Below are 21,420 nucleotides of genomic sequence, written 5' to 3' on the forward strand. Positions count from 1 at the left end.
GCGATCCCTCAGATCGCGCCGATCTTTTTCGCCATATCGACGATAGTCCATCCTGGCCGATAGGGATTGGGCCGGCGACCCGTTTCCTGAAAACCGAAGGCGGAATAGAGGGTGATGTTCCGCTCCATCCGCGCATTGGTGTAAAGACGGATCTCCGGCACGGCCCATTCCCGCGCCCTGTCCTCCAGCCAGCGAAGCATGGCCATGCCATGTCCCGCACCTTGAAAGTCCGGCGATACCGCGATGCTGAAAAGCATCAGGTGATCGGTATGGCGCTCGACCACTGAGAGCCCCGCCACCGCGCCATCCGCCTCCTGCAGCCAGACTTCGCCTCGTTCGATCCGTGGCTCATAGTCTTCCGTCACCGGGATCGGCGGATAGCCGAAAAGATCGGTATAGGGCTGATAGGCGGCGGTCGTCAGCGCCACGACGGCAGGCAACTCCGCAATCGTGGCAAGCCGCATCGTCATTCTGCCGCCGCGACCGCCTTCTTGACCGGCCGCCGCTCCAGCAATTCCCTGAGGAACTGGCCCGTATAGGAGCGCTTCTCCTTGACGATCGCCTCCGGCGTGCCAACGGCCACGATCTCGCCGCCCCCATCGCCACCCTCGGGTCCGAAGTCGAGGATCCAGTCGGCGGTCTTGATGACTTCGAGATTATGCTCGATGACAACGACCGAATTGCCCTGGTTCACCAGTTCATGCAGCATTTCCAGAAGTTTGGCGACGTCATGGAAATGCAGGCCGGTGGTCGGCTCGTCGAGAATATAGAGTGTGCGGCCTGTCGAGCGCTTCGACAATTCCTTGGCGAGCTTGACGCGTTGGGCTTCCCCGCCCGAAAGCGTATTGGCCTGCTGGCCGACCTTGATGTAACCGAGGCCGACGTCGAAGAGCGATTGCAGCTTGTCACGCACGGCCGGGACCGCAGTGAAGAATTCGACGCCTTCTTCCACCGTCATATCCAGCACGTCGGAAATCGACTTGCCCTTGAAGGTGACGTCGAGCGTTTCGCGATTGTAGCGCTTGCCGTGGCAAACGTCGCAGGTGACATAGACGTCGGGCAGGAAGTGCATTTCGATCTTGATGACGCCATCACCCTGGCACGCCTCGCAGCGGCCGCCCTTGACGTTGAAGGAGAAGCGGCCCGGCTGGTAGCCGCGCGCTTTGGCTTCCGGCAGGCCGGCAAACCAGTCGCGGATGGGCGTGAAGGCGCCGGTATAGGTGGCCGGGTTCGAACGCGGCGTGCGGCCGATCGGCGACTGGTCGATGTCGATGACCTTGTCGATATGCTCGAACCCGTCGATACGATCGTGATCGGCGGGGATCTCGCGCGCGCCCATGACACGCCGCGCCGCCGACTTGTAGAGCGTTTCGATCAGGAAGGTGGACTTGCCGCCGCCGGACACACCCGTCACCGCAGTGAAGACGCCGAGCGGGATGGCCGCCGTGACGTTTTTCAGATTGTTGCCGCGGGCACCGACGACCCTGATCTCCTTGCCCTTCTTTGGCTTGCGGCGTTCATCCGGCAGGGCCACGCCGAGTTCGCCGGAGAGATATTTGCCGGTCAGCGACTTGGGATTGGCCATGATTTCCTGCGGCGTGCCATGCGCCACCACCTGGCCGCCATGGACGCCGGCCGCAGGGCCGATATCGACCACGTCGTCGGCCGTCAGGATCGCATCCTCGTCGTGTTCGACCACGATGACCGTATTGCCGATATCGCGCAGATGCTTCAGCGTATCCAGCAGACGGGCATTGTCGCGCTGGTGCAGGCCGATCGACGGTTCGTCGAGCACGTAAAGAACGCCGGTCAGGCCCGATCCGATCTGCGAAGCAAGGCGAATACGTTGGCTTTCGCCGCCGGACAGCGTGCCGGAATTGCGCGACAGGCTCAGATATTCCAGGCCGACGTCGTTCAGGAAGCGCAGGCGGTCACGGATTTCCTTGAGAATGCGCACGGCAATCTCGTTCTGTTTGGCATTGAAAGTTGCCGGCAGCGCTTCGAACCAGTCGCGTGCGATGCGGATCGACATTTGGGTGACTTCGCCGATATGCAGCTTGTTGATCTTGACCGCCAGGGCTTCCGGCTTCAGGCGAAAACCGTTACAGGCCGGGCAGGGGGCCGCCGACATGAAGCGCTCGATATCCTCGCGCGCCCAGGCCGAATCCGTCTCTTTCCAGCGCCGTTCGAGATTGGGCACGATGCCCTCGAAATTCTTCGAGGTCGTATAGGAGCGCGCGCCGTCGGCATAGTGGAACTCGATCTTCTCCTCAGTGCCGTTCAGGATCACATCCTTGGCCTTTTCAGGAAGGTCGTTCCAGCGGCTGCCGAGCTTGAAGCCGAAATGTTTGCCGAGCGCTTCGAGCGTCTGATTGTAGTAGGGCGAGGTCGACTTGGCCCAGGGCGCAATCGCGCCGTCGCGCAGCGTGCGTTCCGGCTCGGGTACGATCAGATCGGGGTCGATCTTCTGCTGCGAGCCTAGACCGTCGCAGGTCGGGCAGGCGCCGAAGGGATTGTTGAACGAAAAGAGCCGCGGTTCGATCTCCGGAATGGTGAAGCCGGAGACGGGGCAGGCAAATTTTTCCGAAAACAGCACGCGCTCGTGCGTCTCGTTAAGCGACTTGTTGGCCGAGCCACCGGCCGAGGTTTCCTCCGGCGGCAGCGGCTTGTCGGCAAATTCGGCAACGGCAAGGCCGTCTGCGAGCTTCAGCGCCGTCTCGAAACTGTCGGCAAGGCGCGAGGCCATATCGGGCCGCACGACGATACGGTCGATGACCACGTCGATATCATGCTTGTATTTCTTGTCGAGCGTTGGCGCGTCGGCGATTTCGTAGAACTGCCCATCCACCTTGACGCGCTGGAAGCCTTTTTTCATGAGCTCCGCCAGCTCTTTCTTATATTCGCCCTTACGACCGCGGATCATCGGAGCCAATATATAGAGACGCGTGCCTTCCTCGAAGGCGAGCACCCGGTCGACCATCTGGCTCACGGTCTGGCTCTCGATCGGCAGGCCGGTCGCAGGCGAATAGGGGACGCCGACACGCGCAAAGAGCAGGCGCATATAGTCGTAGATTTCGGTGACGGTACCGACCGTCGAGCGCGGGTTGCGCGAGGTCGTCTTCTGCTCGATCGAGATCGCCGGCGAAAGCCCGTCGATCTGGTCGACATCGGGCTTCTGCATCATTTCCAGGAACTGGCGCGCATAGGCCGAAAGGCTTTCGACGTAGCGGCGCTGGCCTTCGGCATAGATTGTGTCGAAGGCGAGCGAGGATTTGCCGGAGCCGGAAAGGCCGGTCATGACGATCAGCTTGTTGCGTGGCAGATCGAGGTCGATGCCCTTCAGATTATGCTCGCGCGCGCCACGGATGGAGATCGTCTTCAGTTCGCTCATCGTCTCTGCTTCAAGTCGTTTGGGGAATGACAGCCCTTATTTAGTGATGCCAGCGGGCGAGTCGAGGCTGAATGTCCGGTACAACAAAGGTTTTCGAATCTGTTGACAGGATCATAGCGAATTATTAGAACAAATAAAGAACAAAATTCCTTGTGGATTAAGAGGGCCTGGATGCGCATCGCTTGTCCTCTATGGTTTAAGGTGCGCCGATGATTTTTTAACGCCGCCGGTCAGGGCGGCAGTAAGGTGAAGAATATGGCTGGCAGTGTGAACAAGGTAATTCTGGTCGGGAACGTGGGCGCCGACCCCGAAATCCGCCGGACGCAGGATGGCCGGCCGATCGCCAATCTTCGCATCGCGACCTCGGAAACCTGGCGCGACCGCAATTCCGGCGAGCGCCGCGAGAAGACCGAATGGCACACCGTCGTGGTCTTCAGCGAAGGCCTCTGCAAGGTCGTCGAGCAATATGTAAAAAAGGGCGCCAAGCTTTATATCGAAGGCGCTCTCCAGACACGCAAGTGGCAGGACCAGAACGGCAACGATCGTTACTCGACGGAAATCGTGCTGCAGGGCTTCAATTCGACGCTGACGATGCTCGACGGGCGCGGTGAAGGTGGCGGTGCTGGCTCCGGCTTCGGCGGCGGTCGAGGCGGGGATGATTTCGGTGGCGACGACTATGGCTCCGGCTCGTCCTCCGGCGGTGGCCGCAGCAGCGGCGGTAATCGTGGTGGCAGCGGCAACAACAGCGGTGGCGGCGGAAACTTCTCGCGCGATCTCGACGACGATATCCCGTTTTGATCGACGCTATCCTGACGTTGTGATGACGGCGCCTTCTGGCGCCGTTTTCATGTCGGCGTGGCGCTGATCAGATTGAGTGCGGATTTGGCGCCATCCACGACGAATTGAGCGGCAAGGGCTGCCAGGATGACGCCGAGAAGGCGGGTCAGGATCGCCCGGCCGGTGACGCCGAGGAAGCGGTCGAGCCGGTCGGCAAGGAAGAGCACCAGTAGCGTGATCAGCAGGCAGCCGGCGATGACGCCGATCAGCTGCGCGCGCTCGACCGTGGAGGGCAGGGTGCCTCCAAGCAGGATCGTCGCCGAGATCGCACCCGGCCCGGCAATTAGCGGCAGCGCCAGCGGGAAGACGGCGATATTCTCGATATGATCCTTGGTGATTGCCACTTCCGTAGTCTTTTCCTTGCGGTCCTGCCGCCGTTCGAAGACCATCTCGAAGGCGATCCAGAAAAGCAGCAGCCCGCCGGCCAACCGGAAGGCGCCAATCGAGATGCCGAGCACACCGAGCACGCTGGAACCGAAGAGCGCGAAAACGGCAAGGATGATGAAGGCGATCGTCGTGCCGCGCAGCGCCACCTGTTTTCGCTCCGGCCGGCTCATGCCGACAGTGAGGCCGAGAAAGAGCGGCGCGAGCCCCGGCGGATCGATGGTAACGAGCAGCGTCGTGAACGCGTTGATCAGTTGGTCGGCGCTTGCCATCGCTTCTTCAAAACCCCATATAGATGCTTGTTTTTGATGATTGTGCTGTGCGGCTTCCGATTTGGCAAATGCATGATCGCTGATTGTTTCCTACCCATGGGCAAATGCCGTGATTTGCCCTCTTTCGACCGCAAAAGCCTGTTCAAAACCCCTGGCCAAATTGGCGCGGGAACAGGCTTTCCGCTATAAATCTTCAAGTGATTCTAGAAGAGAACGTGAACCGTTTTGACTGAGCAAACACCCCCCGGCGGCGGGAAGCTCCCGCCAGGCATTGAGCCGATCTCTATTATGGAGGAAATGCAGCGGTCGTATCTCGATTACGCGATGAGCGTGATCGTGTCCCGAGCGCTGCCCGACGTGCGCGATGGCCTGAAGCCCGTGCATCGGCGCATCCTATACGGCATGTCCGAGCTCGGCATCGACTGGAACAAGAAATACGTCAAATGCGCTCGTGTTACCGGGGACGTGATGGGTAAATACCATCCGCACGGCAATGCCGCGATTTATGACGCTTTGGCCCGTATGGCGCAGGACTGGTCTTTGCGACTGCCGCTCATCGACGGTCAAGGCAATTTCGGCTCCGTCGATGGCGATCCGCCGGCGGCTGAACGTTACACCGAATGCCGCCTGCAGAAGGCCGCGCATTCGCTGCTCGACGACCTCGACAAGGAAACGGTCGACTTCCGCGACAACTATGACGGCACGCTGTCCGAGCCGGTCGTCGTTCCCGCCAAGTTCCCGAATCTTCTGGTCAACGGCGCAGGTGGCATTGCCGTCGGCATGGCGACCAACATTCCGCCGCATAACCTCTCCGAGGTGATCGACGGCTGTATCGCGCTGATCAACGATCCGGCAATCGAACTGCCGGAGCTGATGCAGATCATTCCGGGTCCCGACTTCCCGACCGGTGCCAAGATCCTCGGCCGTTCCGGCATCCGTTCAGCCTACGAAACCGGCCGCGGTTCCGTCGTTATGCGTGGTGTTGCCACCATCGAGCCGATGCGCGGTGATCGCGAACAGATCATCATCACCGAAATTCCCTATCAGGTAAACAAGGCGACGATGATCGAGAAGATGGCCGAACTGGTGCGCGAGAAGCGCATCGAAGGCATCTCCGATCTGCGTGACGAATCCGATCGCCAGGGCTATCGCGTCGTCGTCGAGCTGAAGCGTGACGCAAACGCCGACGTCATCCTAAACCAGCTCTATCGTTACACACCGCTGCAGACCTCCTTCGGCTGCAACATGGTGGCGCTGAACGGCGGCAAGCCGGAACAGCTGACGCTGCTCGACATGCTTCGTGCCTTCGTCTCCTTCCGTGAGGAGGTCGTTAGCCGGAGAACGAAATTCCTGCTTCGTAAGGCGCGTGAACGTGCGCACGTCTTGGTCGGCCTGGCAATTGCGGTCGCCAATATCGATGAAGTCATCCGCGTCATCCGTCAGGCGCCGGACCCGCAGTCCGCCCGCGAAGAACTGATGACCCGCCGCTGGCCGGCGGAAGATGTCGAAAGCCTCATCCGCCTCATCGATGATCCGCGCCATCGCATCAACGAGGACCTTACTTATAACCTCTCGGAAGAGCAGGCTCGGGCGATCCTCGAGCTGCGCCTTGCCCGCCTGACGGCCCTCGGCCGCGACGAAATTGGCGATGAACTCAATAAGATAGGCGAGGAGATCAAGGATTACCTCGATATCCTGTCGTCGCGTGTCCGCATCCAGACGATCGTCAAGGACGAGCTGATTGCCGTTCGCGACGAGTTCGGCACACCGCGCCGCACCGAGATCATTGATGGCGGTCTCGAAATGGACGATGAGGATCTCATAGCCCGCGAAGACATGGTCGTCACGGTATCGCATCTCGGCTATATCAAGCGGGTACCGCTGACGACCTATCGTGCGCAGCGCCGCGGCGGCAAGGGTCGCTCGGGCATGACTACCCGTGACGAGGATTTTGTTAGCCGGCTATTCGTTGTCAATACCCATACGCCGGTTCTGTTCTTCTCATCGCGCGGCATCGTCTACAAGGAAAAGGTCTGGCGTCTGCCGATCGGCACGCCGACCTCGCGCGGCAAAGCGCTGATCAATATGCTGCCGCTGGAGGCAGGAGAACGCATCACCACCATCCTGCCGTTGCCTGAGGATGAGGACAGCTGGGATAACCTCGACGTTATGTTCTCGACGACGCGTGGCACAGTCCGCCGCAACAAGTTGTCGGACTTCGTCCAGGTGAACCGTAACGGCAAGATCGCCATGAAGCTGGACGAAGAGGGCGATGAAATCCTCTCCGTCGAGACCTGCACGGATCGGGACGACGTTCTGCTGACGACGGCGCTCGGCCAGTGCATCCGCTTCCCGGTCGATGACGTCCGCGTTTTTGCCGGCCGCAACTCGATCGGCGTGCGCGGCATCAATCTCGGCGATGGCGACCGCATCATTTCGATGACGATTGTCGGCCATGTCGATGCCGAGCCGTGGGAGCGCGCCGCTTATCTCAAGCGCTCTGCCGCCGAACGTCGTGCGACGGGCGTGGACGAAGAGGATATCGCTCTGGTCGGTGAGGAAGTCACCGAAGAGGGACAGCTCTCCGATGAGCGTTATGAAGAGCTGAAGGCACGCGAGCAATTCGTGCTGACGGTTTCGGAAAAGGGCTTCGGCAAGCGCTCGTCTTCCTACGATTTCCGCATCTCCGGCCGCGGCGGCAAGGGTATCCGTGCCACTGACACGTCGAAAACAGGCGAAATCGGCGAACTTGTCGCCGCCTTCCCGATCGACGACGGCGACCAGATCATGCTCGTCTCGGATGGCGGCCAGCTGATCCGCGTTCCGGTGGGCGGTATCCGCATCGCCAGCCGCGCGACCAAGGGCGTCACGATCTTCTCCACCGCCAAGGATGAGAAGGTCGTTTCGGTCGAGCGCATCAGCGAGCCGGAAGAGGAAGAGACGGCGGAAAACGGTGAGGAAGCCGTGGTTTCCGAAGGCGAAGCTGCCGCGGCGGGCGAAGCTGACGAAACCCCATCGGGCGAATAATTCACCTCTTTCTCATTGCAGACCGGGCGGTCCCTGCCGCCCGGTTTTTTTGCGCTATGAAGGACTTGCCGATTCATCCGGGGGAATACTGTGGGCAGGTGGACAAGGCGAGGGGTGCTGGCCGGCATTTCGGCAACAGCGGGTGTCGTGGCGGGACGTTTCCTGCTTCAGCCGCAAAGCGATCCCGGACCAGCCTTTCCAACAGAACTTCCCGTAGACGACGGCACGACCATTCTCAATGACGCCGGAGAGCTGACGCCGACCCGGGTCGCGGCCCATCTGACCGTCAAGGAGCCGCCGCAGGATGCCATGACCGGCCAGTTGCGTGCGGCGCTCGCTGAAGCCGTCAAGGCAAACAGGCCCTTCATCGCCAGCGCCGCGCGCCATTCGATGGGCGGCCAGAGCCTTGCCGAAAATGGCACGGCGCTGACGCTCGATCAGGACTGGCTGGAGGCAGATACGGCCGCCAAGACCTACCGTGTCGCCGCCGGCACTCGCTGGTCGATGATCATTTCCAAGCTCGATGCGATCGGCTTTTCGCCCGCCGTCATGCAGTCCAACAACGATTTCGGCGTCGCCAGCACCTTTTCGGTCAATGCGCATGGCTGGCCGGTTCCTTTCAGCGCCTGCGGCAGCACCGTCCGTTCCATCAGGCTGATGACGGCGGACGGCAGCCTTTTGACCTGCTCGCGGACGGAAAATACCGAGCTTTTCAATCACGCCATGGGCGGATACGGGCTTTTCGGCGTTGTCACCGAACTCGAGCTCGACATGGTGCCGAACGTGCTTCTGCAGCCGACCTTCGAGCATCTGGCGGGCGAAGATCTGGGCCGGCGCTTTGCCGAGGTGCTCGCAGGCGACAGCTCGATCAACATGGCCTATGGGCGCATGGATATTTCGCGCGATCGTTTCTTTGAAGATGCGCTGCTGATCACTTACCGGGCCGCGCCGGACCAGACGAAGATACCGCCCGCCTCCGGCTCCGGTTTCGTCAGCCACGTCTCGCGTGAAATCTTCCGGGCGCAGCTCGGTTCCGACACGGCCAAGCATTTCCGCTGGTGGACCGAGGCCGTTGTCAATCCGTCGCTCGCCGGCCAGGCGACGCGCAACAGTCTGATGAACGAACCCGTCATCACCCTCGATGACCGTGATCCGTCCCGAACGGATATCCTGCACGAATATTTCGTCTCACCCTCGCGATTCGCCGATTTCGTTGCAGCCTGCCAGGATGTCATTCCCGCCTCCTACCAGCAGCTTCTCAACATCACGCTGCGTTATGTCGATACCGACCGCGACAGCGTATTGGCTTACGCGACGGAACCTCGGATTGCCGCGGTCATGCTTTTCTCGCAGGAAAAGACGGTGAGGGGCGAGGCCGACATGCGGCGTATGACGGAAGCGCTGATCGAGCGCGTGCTCGCAATCGGCGGCAGCTATTATCTGCCATATCGCCCGCATGCCCGGCTGGATCAGTTCACCCGCGCCTATCCTCGCGCTGGGGAATTTGGAGCGGCCAAGCGTCGGCTCGATCCCGGCCTTACCTTCCGCAATCATTTCTGGGATCGCTATCTCGGAAGCCTCTAGGAGGATTTGCATGTCCAGGCTTCGGCTGATTGCTGTGCTTTATACCGTGGCTCTGCTTTTTGCGGCGGCGTTGAATTACATTCCGGGACTGACAGACGCGGAGGGGCGCGCCTTCGGCATTTTCGCGCTCGATATCTATGACGACAGCCTGCATCTGGCCTCTGCTGCCTGGGCAGGCATTGCGGCCTTCCTGTCGGCCCGTGCGTCCCGCAACTTCCTTTTCTATTTTGGCCTGCTCTATTTCAGCGATGGTCTGCTTAGGCTGATCACCGGGTCGGGTTATCTTGATCTCGGCATCGTCAATTACGGCATTCAGGATCTTCCCTTTACGTTCAAGATCCTTGCTAATCTGCCGCATCTCTTCCTTGGCGGAGTGGGGATTGCGTCGAGCTACATCTTCCGTCGCGAGGCCCCGTGATGCGGCGCCTCCTGAAGATTGTCGGCTGGATTCTCGCGGCGCTTGTTGTTGCGATCCTGCTGCTGCTCAGCCCGGTTGCCTATGTCGAGACCTTCTGCCATGCCGACCCAGAGCCTGATAGCTATAAGCCGCTGATTTCGGACCTGGAATTCCACAGGCAGGAAGCCAATACCTACCTGACCTATCCGGAGTGGCATATCGTCTATGCCTATGACGGGCTCGCCGAGGCCCTGAAAACTGGCGACGAATATCGCTTCGGCTATTTTTCCAGCGTGAAGGATTTCTGGGTGGCCGACTGCGCGCTGACCCGCATCGCCGATCGCCATGGCGGCGCCGATCGCGAAACCCGAATGATGATCGCCACCATCGGCGTCAGCTTCACGCTCGAAATGGGCTTGAAAGCGGCCTATGAGGAAACGATCGGCCGAGTTTTTGCGCTATGGCGAGGCAGTGAAAAGACGCCGCAGGATCTCATCGCCCGCGATATGGCGATCGATTACGCCGCCTTCCTGCGCCAGACTCCATGGTACAAATACCCCTTCCAGCCCTGGATCGACAGGCTTTGGGCCGCACCGGTGGAAGAGCCGCCGCGCGGCTGGGAACGCCGTCTGGCGCTCGGCGGCGAATGGCGCGCCAAGATCGCTTACGCCGGCGTGATCGCCAGCGCTGTCGCCGCAACCGGCGAGGCGAAGCTGACGATCCGCTCGGTCATATCGGGTCTGCCTGCCACCGCGCTTTCGGCAATTCCCGATGTATCGGTCATTGCGGAAAGTACCGATGGCGTGCTGATCGAGACGCCGCGCTACGACCGCTTCACCCATATCGTCGCCGAGATCGCCAAGGCGGGCGGTACAATCCGCGAGATTGCCGGCAATGACGAGATCATGGTGTCGCTGACCCTGCCGCAGGGTACGGAGCAGGGCAATCTGCCCGGCGAGGTAATCACGCGGCTTACGCGATCAGGTTTTGACAGCGACCGTGTGCTTTTGTCCGTCAAGGTGGCTGATCTTGCTTCGTTGCTTAGAGACTGGCCGATTGCTGATCCCGGCCTTGAGCATATATTCGATTTCTGAAGAATCCAACGGGTGGCCCTGTGATAAGACGCTTGGCACGCAAGGCAGGCACCGCGATTGCGGTCATTGCCGCAGTCTTCGCACTGTTTGCTGTCGTCTTTGCCGCAACAGGCGAGGCGCCAGCAGCCATGGTCTTTCCGGCCGGCAGCATTGAACCTGCCGCATTGCCCGAAGGTGTCTCCATCCTGCGATGGGGCAGGGGCTTTGCCGTCGTCACGAGTGAACGCAGCGACTATGTGCGTGCGCTTTATGGCAGAGGTGCGCTTCTTGTCCTGCCGCTGCGAAAAAGCGGCTGCCTCGCGCTGCGGCCTGCATCGTCGACATGAAAAAAAGCCGGACGCAGAACATCCGGCTTTTATTCGTGTTTTCCGCTGCGGAAGCGGCTTTAGAAAACGCTGTGCTTCTCTTTCAGCGACTTCCCTTCCGTGCTCTCACGGCGCAGCGCGGAAATTGTCGAAGTCACGGACCCGATGAACATGATACTGATGAGTGCTGTGAGGACTGTCAGGATCGTGAACATGGTGGCGTTCCTTTCTGTGGAGAGTTGCGTTCAAGCCCCTCAGTACTGGCCAAGAACGCTTACGGAGCGAGCCGAAGCGTAGGGGCCGTATACCTTGGAAGTATCGATCTTCTGGTTGTCATAGAGAGCGACTGTAGCAGTCAGCATACCTGTAATCATTGCCATCCAAAGCACGTTAATCATGGTGATCTTACCAGGCATGTTCATTCCCTTCCTGCCGCGCTTCCGCATCTCATATGTGTCGATCAACTGAACGCATCCGTCTTAAAATGGTTCCCGCCGGATGTTGACGGGGTGTTTACCAACCGTGTTCTGAAGCGGCCTTGAATGCCTTGTTCATCTGCCGTTCAGAATTCAAATCGATTAGAACGCATGCGGCCAAGCTGACGCATAATGGCCGCATGTTCGTTGACTTCCGGTCGTACCCAAAGCTGGCGTCGATTAGCGACATAACCGCAGAAAAGCTCCGCAAGCAGCGAGAAAATAACGGCTATTGCAATCAGGATGATCAGCATGATCAAGGTCTTTCCGGGGATAACGCTACCTGGACCGGCAGCGTCTGCGTTGATGGTCTGAGTAAAACAGATCGCATCTGAGCGGGCCTTGAACACCGCGTTCACTCATCGTTCAGCCGCGCCAGGCGGCATGGCTAAATGACTTGCGAGAAACGGGCTTCCATGACAAAAGGCGTGAAACAAACGGCCGGGCCAGATGACGACAGCTTTCTATCCGGGGTCCTTCGACCCGATCACCAACGGACACGTTGATGTGCTGGTGCAGGCGCTGAACGTCGCCGAGAAAGTGATCGTTGCGATCGGCATCCACCCCGGCAAGGCACCGCTCTTCTCCTTCGAGGAAAAGGCAGCGTTGATCCGCGCGTCGCTGGCCGAGGTCTTGCCGGAAAAGAGCGCGCATATCGACGTCGTTTCCTTCGACAATCTCGTCGTCGACGCCGCACGCGCGCATCGCGCAAGCCTGCTGATCCGCGGCCTGCGCGACGGCACCGATCTTGATTACGAAATGCAGATGGCCGGCATGAACCGGCAGATGGCGCCCGATATCCAGACCATCTTTCTGCCGGCAGGCACGGCCTCGCGGCCTATTACCGCCACATTGGTACGACAGATCGCAGCCATGGGCGGCGACGTCAGCGCCTTCGTGCCGGCGGCCGTCTTGCAAGCCCTGAAATCCAAGCGCAAAGCCTAGGCGGCATCGCCTCAACGGAGCTCATATGAAACTCTTCTATCTTGCATTTGCCGGCGTGCTCTATCTCGCCTCCTTCGCGGGCGACGCTTTTGCGCAGGCTGCCGATCACTACGTCACCATCCAGTTGAAGAGTGGCCCGGTCGTTATTCAACTGATGCCCGATGTCGCGCCGAAGCACGTTGCGCAGATCGAGGCGCTGGTGAAGAAGGGCGAGTATGACAATGTTGCCTTCCACCGCGTCATTCCCGGCTTCATGGCCCAGACTGGCGATGTGAAATACGGCAACATGGAAAAGAACTTTGATGCGGGCCAGGCTGGCACCGGCGGTTCCGATCTGCCCGACCTCCCGGCTGAGTTTTCCAAGACGCCCTTCGTCCGTGGTACGGTCGGCATGGCACGCTCACAGGATCCGAATTCCGCCAACTCGCAGTTCTTCATCATGTTTGCTGACGGCTCCTTCCTGAACGGTCAGTACACGGTCGTCGGCAAGGTTGTTTCGGGCATGGAAAACGTCGACAAGATCAAGAAGGGCGAAGGCCAGAACGGCGAAGTCAGCAATCCTGACCGCATGATCAAGGTCACGCTGGGCAAGAAGTAAGTTCAAGACGAGAAGGAGAACGACAATGGCCGAGATCAAGGATCCGGAAAACACCATCATTCTGGAAACCACCAAGGGCAAGGTTGTCATCCAGCTTCTGCCGCAGGTCGCGCCCGAGCATGTCAAGCGCATTAAGGAACTCGCCCGCGAGAAGGCCTATGACGGCGTTGTCTTCCACCGCGTCATCGCCGATTTCATGGCGCAGACCGGCGACGTGCAGTATGGAAAGAAGGGCGGCGAGAGCTTCAACCCGGGCCGGGCCGGCATGGGCGGTTCTTCCAAGGACGATCTCAAGGCGGAATTCTCCGCAACGCCGCACGTTCGCGGCACCTGCTCTATGGCTCGCTCGCAGAGCCCGAACTCGGCAAACTCCCAGTTCTTCATCTGCTTCACTGACGCTCCGTGGCTGAACAAGCAGTATTCCGTCTGGGGTCAGGTCATCGAAGGCATGGAAAACATCGACAAGATCAAGAAGGGCGAGCCCGTCTCCGATCCGGATTCGATCGTCTCCATGCGGGTTGCCGCCGACGTCTGATTGTGATTTCTGCTGAAACCCGCCCTTGCGCGAGAGCGCGGGGCGGGTTTCGCTTTGCCTGGAAGTGCCCCAATGCGCGTAGACCTCTTCGATTTCGACCTGCCGGATGAACGCATTGCGCTGCGGCCCGCCGAGCCGCGCGACAGCGCACGCCTGCTCGTTGTCTATCCGAATGCGCAGACGGTGCTGTCTGATCATCACGTCTTCGACCTTCCTTCTTTCCTGAAGGCTGGCGACGCACTGGTCTTCAACGATACCAAGGTCATTCCGGCTCAGCTTGAAGGCATCCGCCATCGCGAGGGTGCGGGTGGTCAGCAGGTATCGGCCACACTCCACATGCGCATCGGCGCCAACAAGTGGAAGGCTTTCGCCAAGCCCGGCAAGCGCATCAAGGAAGGCGACCGTATCGCCTTCGGCCACAGCGGCGAAAGCTGCATGGTCGGCTCTCTCGATGCCACCGTCGAGGAAAAGGGTGAGGCGGGTGAAGTGACGCTCGCCTTCGATCTCTCCGGCCCTGTGTTGGACGAAGCGATTGCCAGCGTCGGCCACATTCCGCTGCCGCCCTATATCGCCGCCAAGCGTCCGGAGGACGAACGCGACCGCGCCGATTACCAGACCATCTATGCGCGGGAGGAGGGCGCCGTCGCCGCCCCCACCGCCGGATTGCATTTCACGCCCGGTCTATTCGAGGCGCTCGACAAGGCCGGTATCGAGCGCCATTTCGTGACGCTGCATGTCGGTGCCGGCACCTTCCTGCCGGTCAAGGCTGACGATACCGACGATCACAAGATGCATCTCGAAAGCGGCTATGTCAGCGCTGAGATCGCCGCGAGGCTGAATGCCGTGCGGGAACGGGGCGGGCGCATCATCTGCGTCGGCACGACCTCGCTTCGGCTGATCGAAAGTGCTGCCGACGAGAGCGGTAAGATCCAGCCTTGGGCAGGCGCCACCGGCATCTTCATCACGCCCGGCTACCGCTTCAAGGCGGTCGATATCCTCATGACGAACTTCCATCTGCCGCGTTCGACGCTCTTCATGCTGGTCTCGGCCTTCGCCGGCTTCGAGACCATGCACGCGGCCTACGAACATGCCATCTCGACAAGCTACCGCTTCTACTCCTACGGCGACGCGAGCCTTCTTTTCCGGAAAGACAAATGACCGAGAACTTCCAGTTCACCCTGAAGAAGACCGATGGTGGCGCACGCCTCGGCGAGATTTCCATGCCGCGCGGCACGATCCGCACCCCGGCCTTCATGCCTGTCGGTACGGTCGGCACAGTCAAGGCCATGTATCTCGACCAGGTGCGTGAGACCGGCGCCGATATCATTCTCGGCAATACCTATCACTTGATGCTGCGCCCGACGGCCGAGCGTGTCGCTCGCCTCGGTGGCTTGCATAAGCTCATCCGCTGGGAGCATCCGATCCTGACGGATTCCGGCGGCTTTCAGGTCATGTCGCTGTCTGGTCTGCGCAAGCTCGATGAGCAGGGCGTCACCTTCAAGTCGCATGTCGACGGCAGCCTGCATCACATGTCGCCGGAGCGCTCCATCGAAATCCAGGGGCTGCTCGGCTCGGATATCCAGATGCAGCTCGATGAATGCGTGGCTCTGCCGGCCGAGCCCAAGGAAATCGAGCGCGCCATGGAACTGTCGCTGCGCTGGGCCGAGCGCTGCAAGGTCGCTTTCGGCAACCAGCCGGGCAAGGCGATGTTCGGCATCGTGCAGGGCGGTGACGTGCCGGCTTTGCGCGTCCGCTCGGCCGAAGAACTGGCGAAGCTCGACCTGAAGGGTTACGCCGTTGGCGGCCTTGCGGTCGGCGAGCCGCAGGACGTGATGCTGAAGATGCTGGAAACGACGCTTCCGGTCCTGCCGGGCGAAAAGCCGCGATATCTGATGGGCGTCGGCACGCCCGACGATATCTTGAAGTCCGTTGCCCGCGGCATCGACATGTTCGACTGTGTGATGCCGACCCGTTCGGGTCGTCACGGTCTGGCCTTTACCCGCCGCGGCAAGGTCAATATCCGCAACGCCCGTCATGCCGAAGACATGCGCCCGCTCGACGAACAGTCCAACTGCCCGGCGACGCGTGATTATTCGCGCGCCTATCTCCACCATCTCGTCCGCGCCAACGAGGCGCTCGGCGGCATGCTGCTCTCGTGGCACAATCTGAACTATTATCAGGAACTGATGCAGGGCATCCGCAAGGCAATCGCTGAAGATCGCTTCGCTGATTTCATGGCGGAAACGATCGAGGAGTGGGCGAGAGGCGATATCGAACCCGTCTGATCAGATGCCCTTGCTGTCGGCGTTCGGCACAATCTGCACGCCATTAATCTTGTAGCTGCCGTCGGGCTGGCGGGCGACCTGATAGATCGCCGTCCAGTCCTTGCCGTCGCGGCTTGAGATCAGCACTTCCTGATAGATGACAGCGCCGTCGTCGATCGATCTGCTGCGCCCGAACGCGTAGTTGCCGGGATGATAAACTGGCTCGTAACTCTTCTTCACCATGGCGAAGAAGACGTCCTTGTCCGGATACATCGCCTTGATACCCGGTGCAGCAAAGGAATAGGCCGTATCGGCGTCATCCTTGAGGAATGCCCTTATCTGCTCCTCGATCATCGTCTGTGTCGTCTGCACTGGATCTTCGGCATGGACTACCATGCCTGACGTCAAGGATGCGGCACACAGAACCAGCACTGCAAAGAAAGCGCGCATGGGATCATCTCCGGCAATATCCGGAGAAGTGTAGGCTATTTTGCGCGCTTGAAAAGAGGCTGCTCAGGACCAGCGGCGGAAGAGGGCGCTGGCATTCACCCCGCCGAAACCGAAGCCATTGGTGATCGCATATTCCATCGCGACTCTGCGGACCATTTTGCCCACGAGATCGATGCCCTCGGCTGCCGGATCGGCCGTCTCCAGATTGCGCGTCGGCGGAGCGATCTGGTCGCGCAGCGCAAGGATCGTGAAGATGGCTTCGAGCCCGCCGGCAGCCCCCAGGAGATGGCCGGTCGCCGATTTCGTGGCACTGACGGCAATGCCGCCATCGCGGCCGAAGACCGTGCCGATTGCCGCGATTTCACCCTTGTCGCCGACCGGTGTCGAGGTCGCATGCGCATTGAGGTGCTTGACCTCGGAGGCTGGAATTCTGGCCTGCCGCAGAGCCGTCTCCATTGCCCGGCGGGCGCCATCGCCATCCTCCGGTCCCGCGGTCATGTGATAGGCATCGGCGGCCGTGCCGTAGCCGACGAGCTCGGCAAGCGGTGTCGCGCCGCGTGCCAGCGCATGCTCCAGCGTCTCGATGACGAGAATGCCCGCCCCTTCGCCCATCACGAAGCCGTCACGGGCCGTATCGAAGGGGCGTGAGGCAAGTTCGGGCCTGTCGTTGAAACCACTCGACAGTGCGCGGGCTGCAGCAAAACCGCCAAGGCTCACCTTGTCGATGCAGGCTTCCGAGCCGCCGCAGATCGCTACATCAGCCTCGCCGGACCGGATAAGCCGCGCCGCATCGCCGATGGCCTGGACACTTGCCGCGCAGGCCGTCACGGGTGCGCCGAGCGGCCCCTTGAAGCCGTAGCGGATGCTGACCTGACCAGCCGCCAGGTTGACGAGGAAGGAAGGTACGGTGAAGGGCGAGAGCCGCCGCACACCACGCGTCTCGGCCGTGCGCACCGCATCGGTGATCGCCGGAAAGCCACCGACGCCGGACGCGATGATCGTTGCCGTCCGTTCGCGTGCATCCACATTCTCGGGCATCCAACCAGCCTGGCGCACGGCCTCATCTGTCGCCATCATCGCGAACTGGATGAAGCGGTCCATCTTCTTCTGGTCCTTGGGCGGAACGGCTCGGTCGAGATCAAACCCGGCTTCGGCATCCTCCTCGATGGAGGGCACGACCCCGCCGACTTTGGCAGCAAGATCGCCGACCACGTCCTCTGGCAGCACGCGCAGGCCGGAACCGGCATCGACAAGCCGTTTCCACGCCGTCTCCACACCCACACCGAGCGGCGAAACAAGTCCCATGCCGGTGACAACGATGCGTTCCATGGCTTCTTCCTTTCTAGGCGTCGATGCCGAGGTAATAGGCGCGCATGCGGGCGATCCGTTCGCGGTCGCCATCGTCAGCGGCCGGTCCCGGCAGCAGGCAGGTATTTTCGGGTTTCAGTTCTTCGCCGCTGGCTGCATCCACCAGCACGGGCCGGCGTTCCTCGCCGGAGGCGGCATTGCCGAGCAGGAAGGCGAGATCCTCTTGCGGAGCGTGCCGGCGTCCCCAGGAAAACAGGGCCATCAGAACCGGAAAGAAATCGCGTCCCTTCTCGGTCAGCACATATTCGTAGCGGGCAGGGCGCTCACTATAGAGGCGCTTCTCGAACAGCCCTTCATCGATCAGATGCGCGAGCCGTCGCGTCAGGATATTCGGCGCAACGCCGAGGCTCTTCTGGAATTCGTCGAAGCGCGTCAGCCCGTGAAAGGCATCGCGGAGGATCATCATGCTCCACCAGTCGCCGACGCTATCGAGCGCGCGCGCCGCCGGGCATTTGAAATTGGCGAAACTTGTTCGTTGCATAATGCAAGTCACTACAGAAGTCACTTGCATCATGCAAGTCGCAAGTTCGAGCGTTGCCCCGCTCGAAGATCCGCGCCAGAAGAACGCCCGTCACGAGAATACCTGCCGCAACAAAAATCGTGTCGCCTGGCGTGCCGATATAGAGCGGCCCATTGGCGAAGAGCAGAAAGGCGATGAGGAAATTGTACCAGCCCAGATGACATTGGTCAGAGGTGAACTAAGCTTCGCTCCCTGCAGGCAGACGAAAGGTGTGCGAAACGGTCGGCCGCTGCGCCGCTGACGAAATGCGGCACGCCGTTGGTGAGGAATGCGCCCGCGATGAAGTGAACGGTATAGACGATCGAGGGCAATAGTCTCTCACCTTAGTTGGTTGAAGCGCACCGACAATCTGGCGCAGATCACCCCTGCGGCAAGCAGAAAAGGGTTCCGGAAAGGAGCCCCAGGCAGGTCCGTCGCTCGAAGACTTTCACTCGTCAGATGAATTGGAAGTCGTCGTGATGAAGCGTCGCCAGATTGGTAAGCGTTGCTATCTGCACGGCCGCGCCGCGTCCATTCCCATCGGCATCATAGAGAAGCGCGCCGCTGGACTGGTTGTAGATAAGTCTGTCATTCGCATCCATTGCCTTGATCCCGACAACGAAATTAGCTGACGAGAAACTGGATGGGTCTATTTCCGTGAAGATGTCATGGTCGAGCACGATTTTGTCCCCGGAAGCCGAGGAGAAGTCTTGTATCTTGTCGACATTGCTTGTCTTGCTCGGTTTCACGTTGAATACAAAATAATCGCCCCCGGCCCCGCCGTTCAGGGTGTCGATACCACCGCCACCAATCAGGCGGTCATTTCCAAGGCCACCGGAAATGATGTTGCCGGCAGTATTGCCGGTCAGGACATTGTCTGCATCATTGCCAGTTGCGTTGAGCGCCGCCGAGGTCGTCAGCGTGAGATTCTCGACGGTTCCGAGTGTATTTGCGAGATTGTAGGATATGGACGTGGAGACCGTATCGGTGCCGTTGCCGCCGGTTTCGTCGACGACGTCGCTTGTCGAACCCACTTTGTATGTGTCATTGCCAAGGCCGCCCATCATCCGGTCGTTACCCTTGCCACCATCGATAGTGTTGTCCCCGGAATTGCCGATCAGGACATTATCCGACGCGTTGCCCGTCGCATTAATATCCGAGGTGCCGAGCAGTGTGAGGTTCTCCACAGTCCCGGTGACATGATACGTATCGGCCAGACTGATTGAAACATAGGATTTGATGGCGTCTTTGCCTGAGCCGCCAGCCTCGACCACGACGTCATCAGCATTGTCGACGATATAGGTATCGTCTCCGGCGCCGCCCTGCATACGATCCGCGCCTGCACTGCCATCGAGCACGTTCGCCCCGGAATTGCCGATGAGGATATTGGCGAGACTATTGCCAGTGGCGTTGATGTTGGCGTTGCCGGTCAGAGTCAGATTCTCGATGGCGCCGATCGCATGCGCCGTATCCGCCAGGCTGAAGCTGATCGACGACATGACGGTATCGGTTCCGCCGCCGCCGCTTTCGTCGACGATTTCGGTCGGGGAGGTGACGGTGAAGACATCGTCTCCGGTGCCGCCGTAGATGTGGCCGGGTTCCGGCAACGCACCAGCTCCCGCTGCTATGTTGATGATGATTGGATGGTCGACCACATCCACATTGAGTGAGGATATGTTGCTGAAGCTCTTGATCGGTGTGTTGCCCGTCAGCGGATCGTAGACCTGCACCGTCCCGAAAGCCCCGCCCAGATTGACGCTGACACTGGTCTTCGCCGCCTGGATCGCCGTGTCCGATGTCTGGTTCCAGATATCGGGCTCGTTCCAGATGATGATCTGGTAGCTGCCATCAGATTTTTCCGTCAGGTAGCTGCGCGCCGTCGATGGCAGCCCGCTGATCGAATAATTGAGTGACCCCGGATTGAAGGTTGCCTGTGTTGCGCCGTCATCATCGAGAATTTCTGTCAGATTATGGATCGCCGTTGCGGCTGGTTTGGGGGAATAATCCAGGCGGAAGAGCCCGAAGTGTTTTTCCTGATCGGAACCCTGCGAATCCGCATAGGCATCGAGAAGCTGGTAGATGAAGGTCCCCTTCGATCCGAGAAAGGCGCCGTCCATCAGCGTGTTGAGAAGCAGTTTGGCCTGCGTCGTCTCGTCTACGCCTTCCCATCCGCCGTTGGTATCAGCCGTCAGCGATGTGTGGTACCCGATCTCGGTGATGGTAAGCGGTTTGCCGGGATCGGCGTTCATCTGGTCGCCCGATTCACGCTGGAGCCAGGAGAAAGGCTGGTCGCCCTCCTTCGCATAGGTGTGGATCGTCGTGTAATCGTTGGACGAGGCGACCGTGTAGCCGGTAAAGCCGAGAACGGGAATGTCCTTCAACAGCGGATCGGCATTCACCGCGTTGAACAGATCCTTTTGATAGGCAAGGGCCGCGGCCTCTCCTGACAGTCCCTTATAGGCAACCGGCCAATTATTGACCTCGTTCGGACCTTCGATGCCGACGATCGAACCGGGATGCGCCTCCACGAAGGCATGCAGCCGCTGGACGACGGTAGCAGGGGTGTCATCGCGCCCCGAGACGAAAACGAATTTCACGCCGGCGTCAGCCGCGTCCCCAAGATGGCCTTGACCGTAAGGGTCGGAGACGGGGGTGGGGGCATGATCGCGAACCGTGTCGAGGCCGAGGTATCCCAAGGCTTTAACAACTTCTGCGATATTTGAGTATTTTCCGTCCGTATAATCGATGTGTGTATCAATTCCGAAGGAGTCGATAACATCATTAATTCTAATAGCTTGGGCCATTATTGTGCTCCTCGCCTGGAAGTAGAATTTATTGCTTTGATGGTATAGTGATTCCCTCCAAAAGCAATTTGTCTTTATACAGTTGAATCCGCCAAAGTTATGATGCATTTACCATATTGTATTGCTGGCAACATGTTTGCGAAGCCTTGACTGATTTGCCTGTACAATCAGTCCACACGTTCCACGGAGA

The 21,420-nt window shown here is 60.0% G+C and carries 20 protein-coding genes and 1 pseudogene; 11 read left to right on the plus strand and 10 right to left on the minus strand.

The features are described from left to right. Positions 1–8: 8 nt before the first annotated feature. Both ACK9YZ_RS08200 and uvrA read right to left on the minus strand, forming a co-directional pair. A complete protein-coding gene (locus ACK9YZ_RS08200; protein WP_416066231.1) occupies positions 9–470 on the minus strand; it encodes a GNAT family N-acetyltransferase in 462 nt (153 codons plus the stop codon). Further along, positions 467–3,391, minus strand: coding sequence for an excinuclease ABC subunit UvrA (uvrA, locus tag ACK9YZ_RS08205; RefSeq protein ID WP_416066232.1), 2,925 nt, complete (start codon positions 3,389–3,391; stop codon positions 467–469). The genes ACK9YZ_RS08200 and uvrA overlap by 4 nt, the downstream gene beginning before the upstream one ends. A gap of 255 nt (positions 3,392–3,646) precedes the next feature. Between uvrA and ACK9YZ_RS08210 the strand changes: the two genes are divergently transcribed. After that, positions 3,647–4,189, plus strand: coding sequence for a single-stranded DNA-binding protein (locus ACK9YZ_RS08210; protein WP_416066233.1), 543 nt, complete (start codon positions 3,647–3,649; stop codon positions 4,187–4,189). 47 nt (positions 4,190–4,236) lie between these two features. On the opposite strand, the gene ACK9YZ_RS08215 is transcribed toward ACK9YZ_RS08210, so the two are convergent. Then, complete coding sequence (locus ACK9YZ_RS08215; protein ID WP_183729299.1) at positions 4,237–4,884, minus strand: MarC family protein; 648 nt, start codon at positions 4,882–4,884, stop codon at positions 4,237–4,239. Between the two features lie 225 nt (positions 4,885–5,109). On the opposite strand from ACK9YZ_RS08215, the gene gyrA reads away from it, so the two are divergent. The 5 genes from gyrA to ACK9YZ_RS08240 all read left to right on the plus strand — a co-directional run bounded on the left by gyrA (position 5,110) and on the right by ACK9YZ_RS08240 (position 11,312). Further along, positions 5,110–7,911, plus strand: coding sequence for a DNA gyrase subunit A (gene gyrA, locus ACK9YZ_RS08220; protein ID WP_416066234.1), 2,802 nt, complete (start codon positions 5,110–5,112; stop codon positions 7,909–7,911). 90 nt (positions 7,912–8,001) lie between these two features. After that, entirely contained in the window at positions 8,002–9,495 is a 1,494-nt protein-coding gene (locus ACK9YZ_RS08225; RefSeq protein ID WP_416066235.1) for an FAD-binding oxidoreductase, read from the plus strand. A gap of 10 nt (positions 9,496–9,505) precedes the next feature. Then, positions 9,506–9,913: a hypothetical protein gene (locus ACK9YZ_RS08230; protein ID WP_416066236.1), complete on the plus strand. Its 408-nt coding sequence runs from the start codon at positions 9,506–9,508 to the stop codon at positions 9,911–9,913. After that, positions 9,913–10,986 (plus strand): hypothetical protein, encoded by a 1,074-nt coding sequence (locus ACK9YZ_RS08235; RefSeq protein ID WP_416066831.1) that lies wholly within the window; start codon positions 9,913–9,915, stop codon positions 10,984–10,986. Before ACK9YZ_RS08230 ends, ACK9YZ_RS08235 begins: the two co-directional genes overlap by 1 nt. 32 nt (positions 10,987–11,018) lie before the next feature. Next, complete coding sequence (locus ACK9YZ_RS08240) at positions 11,019–11,312, plus strand: hypothetical protein (protein WP_416066237.1); 294 nt, start codon at positions 11,019–11,021, stop codon at positions 11,310–11,312. Between the two features lie 233 nt (positions 11,313–11,545). Here ACK9YZ_RS08240 and ACK9YZ_RS08245 read toward each other — a convergent pair whose 3' ends face one another. Beyond that, positions 11,546–11,707 (minus strand): hypothetical protein, encoded by a 162-nt coding sequence (locus ACK9YZ_RS08245; RefSeq protein WP_416066238.1) that lies wholly within the window; start codon positions 11,705–11,707, stop codon positions 11,546–11,548. Positions 11,708–11,853: 146 nt separating this feature from the next. Then, on the minus strand, positions 11,854–12,126 hold the full coding sequence (locus ACK9YZ_RS08250) for a hypothetical protein (protein ID WP_416066239.1): 273 nt from the start codon (positions 12,124–12,126) through the stop codon (positions 11,854–11,856). Positions 12,127–12,217: 91 nt separating this feature from the next. On the opposite strand from ACK9YZ_RS08250, the gene coaD reads away from it, so the two are divergent. The 5 genes from coaD (at position 12,218) to tgt (ending at position 16,130) form a co-directional block, all read left to right on the plus strand. Beyond that, positions 12,218–12,712 carry a pantetheine-phosphate adenylyltransferase gene (coaD, locus tag ACK9YZ_RS08255; RefSeq protein ID WP_183729286.1) on the plus strand — a complete coding sequence of 165 codons (495 nt, stop codon included), beginning with the start codon at positions 12,218–12,220 and terminating at the stop codon, positions 12,710–12,712. A 25-nt stretch (positions 12,713–12,737) separates the two neighbouring features. Continuing rightward, complete coding sequence (locus ACK9YZ_RS08260) at positions 12,738–13,310, plus strand: peptidylprolyl isomerase (RefSeq protein ID WP_216758004.1); 573 nt, start codon at positions 12,738–12,740, stop codon at positions 13,308–13,310. Positions 13,311–13,335: 25 nt separating this feature from the next. Next, complete coding sequence (locus ACK9YZ_RS08265) at positions 13,336–13,845, plus strand: peptidylprolyl isomerase (RefSeq protein WP_216758005.1); 510 nt, start codon at positions 13,336–13,338, stop codon at positions 13,843–13,845. A gap of 72 nt (positions 13,846–13,917) precedes the next feature. Continuing rightward, positions 13,918–15,003: a tRNA preQ1(34) S-adenosylmethionine ribosyltransferase-isomerase QueA gene (queA, locus tag ACK9YZ_RS08270; protein ID WP_416066240.1), complete on the plus strand. Its 1,086-nt coding sequence runs from the start codon at positions 13,918–13,920 to the stop codon at positions 15,001–15,003. Beyond that, positions 15,000–16,130 carry a tRNA guanosine(34) transglycosylase Tgt gene (gene tgt, locus ACK9YZ_RS08275; RefSeq protein ID WP_216758007.1) on the plus strand — a complete coding sequence of 377 codons (1,131 nt, stop codon included), beginning with the start codon at positions 15,000–15,002 and terminating at the stop codon, positions 16,128–16,130. Before queA ends, tgt begins: the two co-directional genes overlap by 4 nt. Here tgt and ACK9YZ_RS08280 read toward each other — a convergent pair whose 3' ends face one another. The 5 genes and pseudogenes from ACK9YZ_RS08280 to ACK9YZ_RS08300 form a co-directional block, all read right to left on the minus strand. Further along, complete coding sequence (locus tag ACK9YZ_RS08280; RefSeq protein ID WP_216758008.1) at positions 16,131–16,559, minus strand: DUF4864 domain-containing protein; 429 nt, start codon at positions 16,557–16,559, stop codon at positions 16,131–16,133. Between the two features lie 63 nt (positions 16,560–16,622). Next, complete coding sequence (fabF, locus tag ACK9YZ_RS08285) at positions 16,623–17,888, minus strand: beta-ketoacyl-ACP synthase II (RefSeq protein WP_416066241.1); 1,266 nt, start codon at positions 17,886–17,888, stop codon at positions 16,623–16,625. Between the two features lie 13 nt (positions 17,889–17,901). Then, on the minus strand, positions 17,902–18,408 hold the full coding sequence (locus tag ACK9YZ_RS08290; protein ID WP_183729266.1) for a winged helix-turn-helix transcriptional regulator: 507 nt from the start codon (positions 18,406–18,408) through the stop codon (positions 17,902–17,904). A 52-nt stretch (positions 18,409–18,460) separates the two neighbouring features. Then, positions 18,461–18,758 (minus strand): annotated as a pseudogene (locus tag ACK9YZ_RS08295) (hypothetical protein); the annotation flags it as partial. A gap of 123 nt (positions 18,759–18,881) precedes the next feature. Beyond that, positions 18,882–21,230 carry a calcium-binding protein gene (locus ACK9YZ_RS08300; RefSeq protein WP_416066242.1) on the minus strand — a complete coding sequence of 783 codons (2,349 nt, stop codon included), beginning with the start codon at positions 21,228–21,230 and terminating at the stop codon, positions 18,882–18,884. Positions 21,231–21,420: the final 190 nt, after the last annotated feature.

The organism is Rhizobium sp. ZK1 (genome assembly GCF_047782645.1).
GTDB lineage: Bacteria > Pseudomonadota > Alphaproteobacteria > Rhizobiales > Rhizobiaceae > Rhizobium.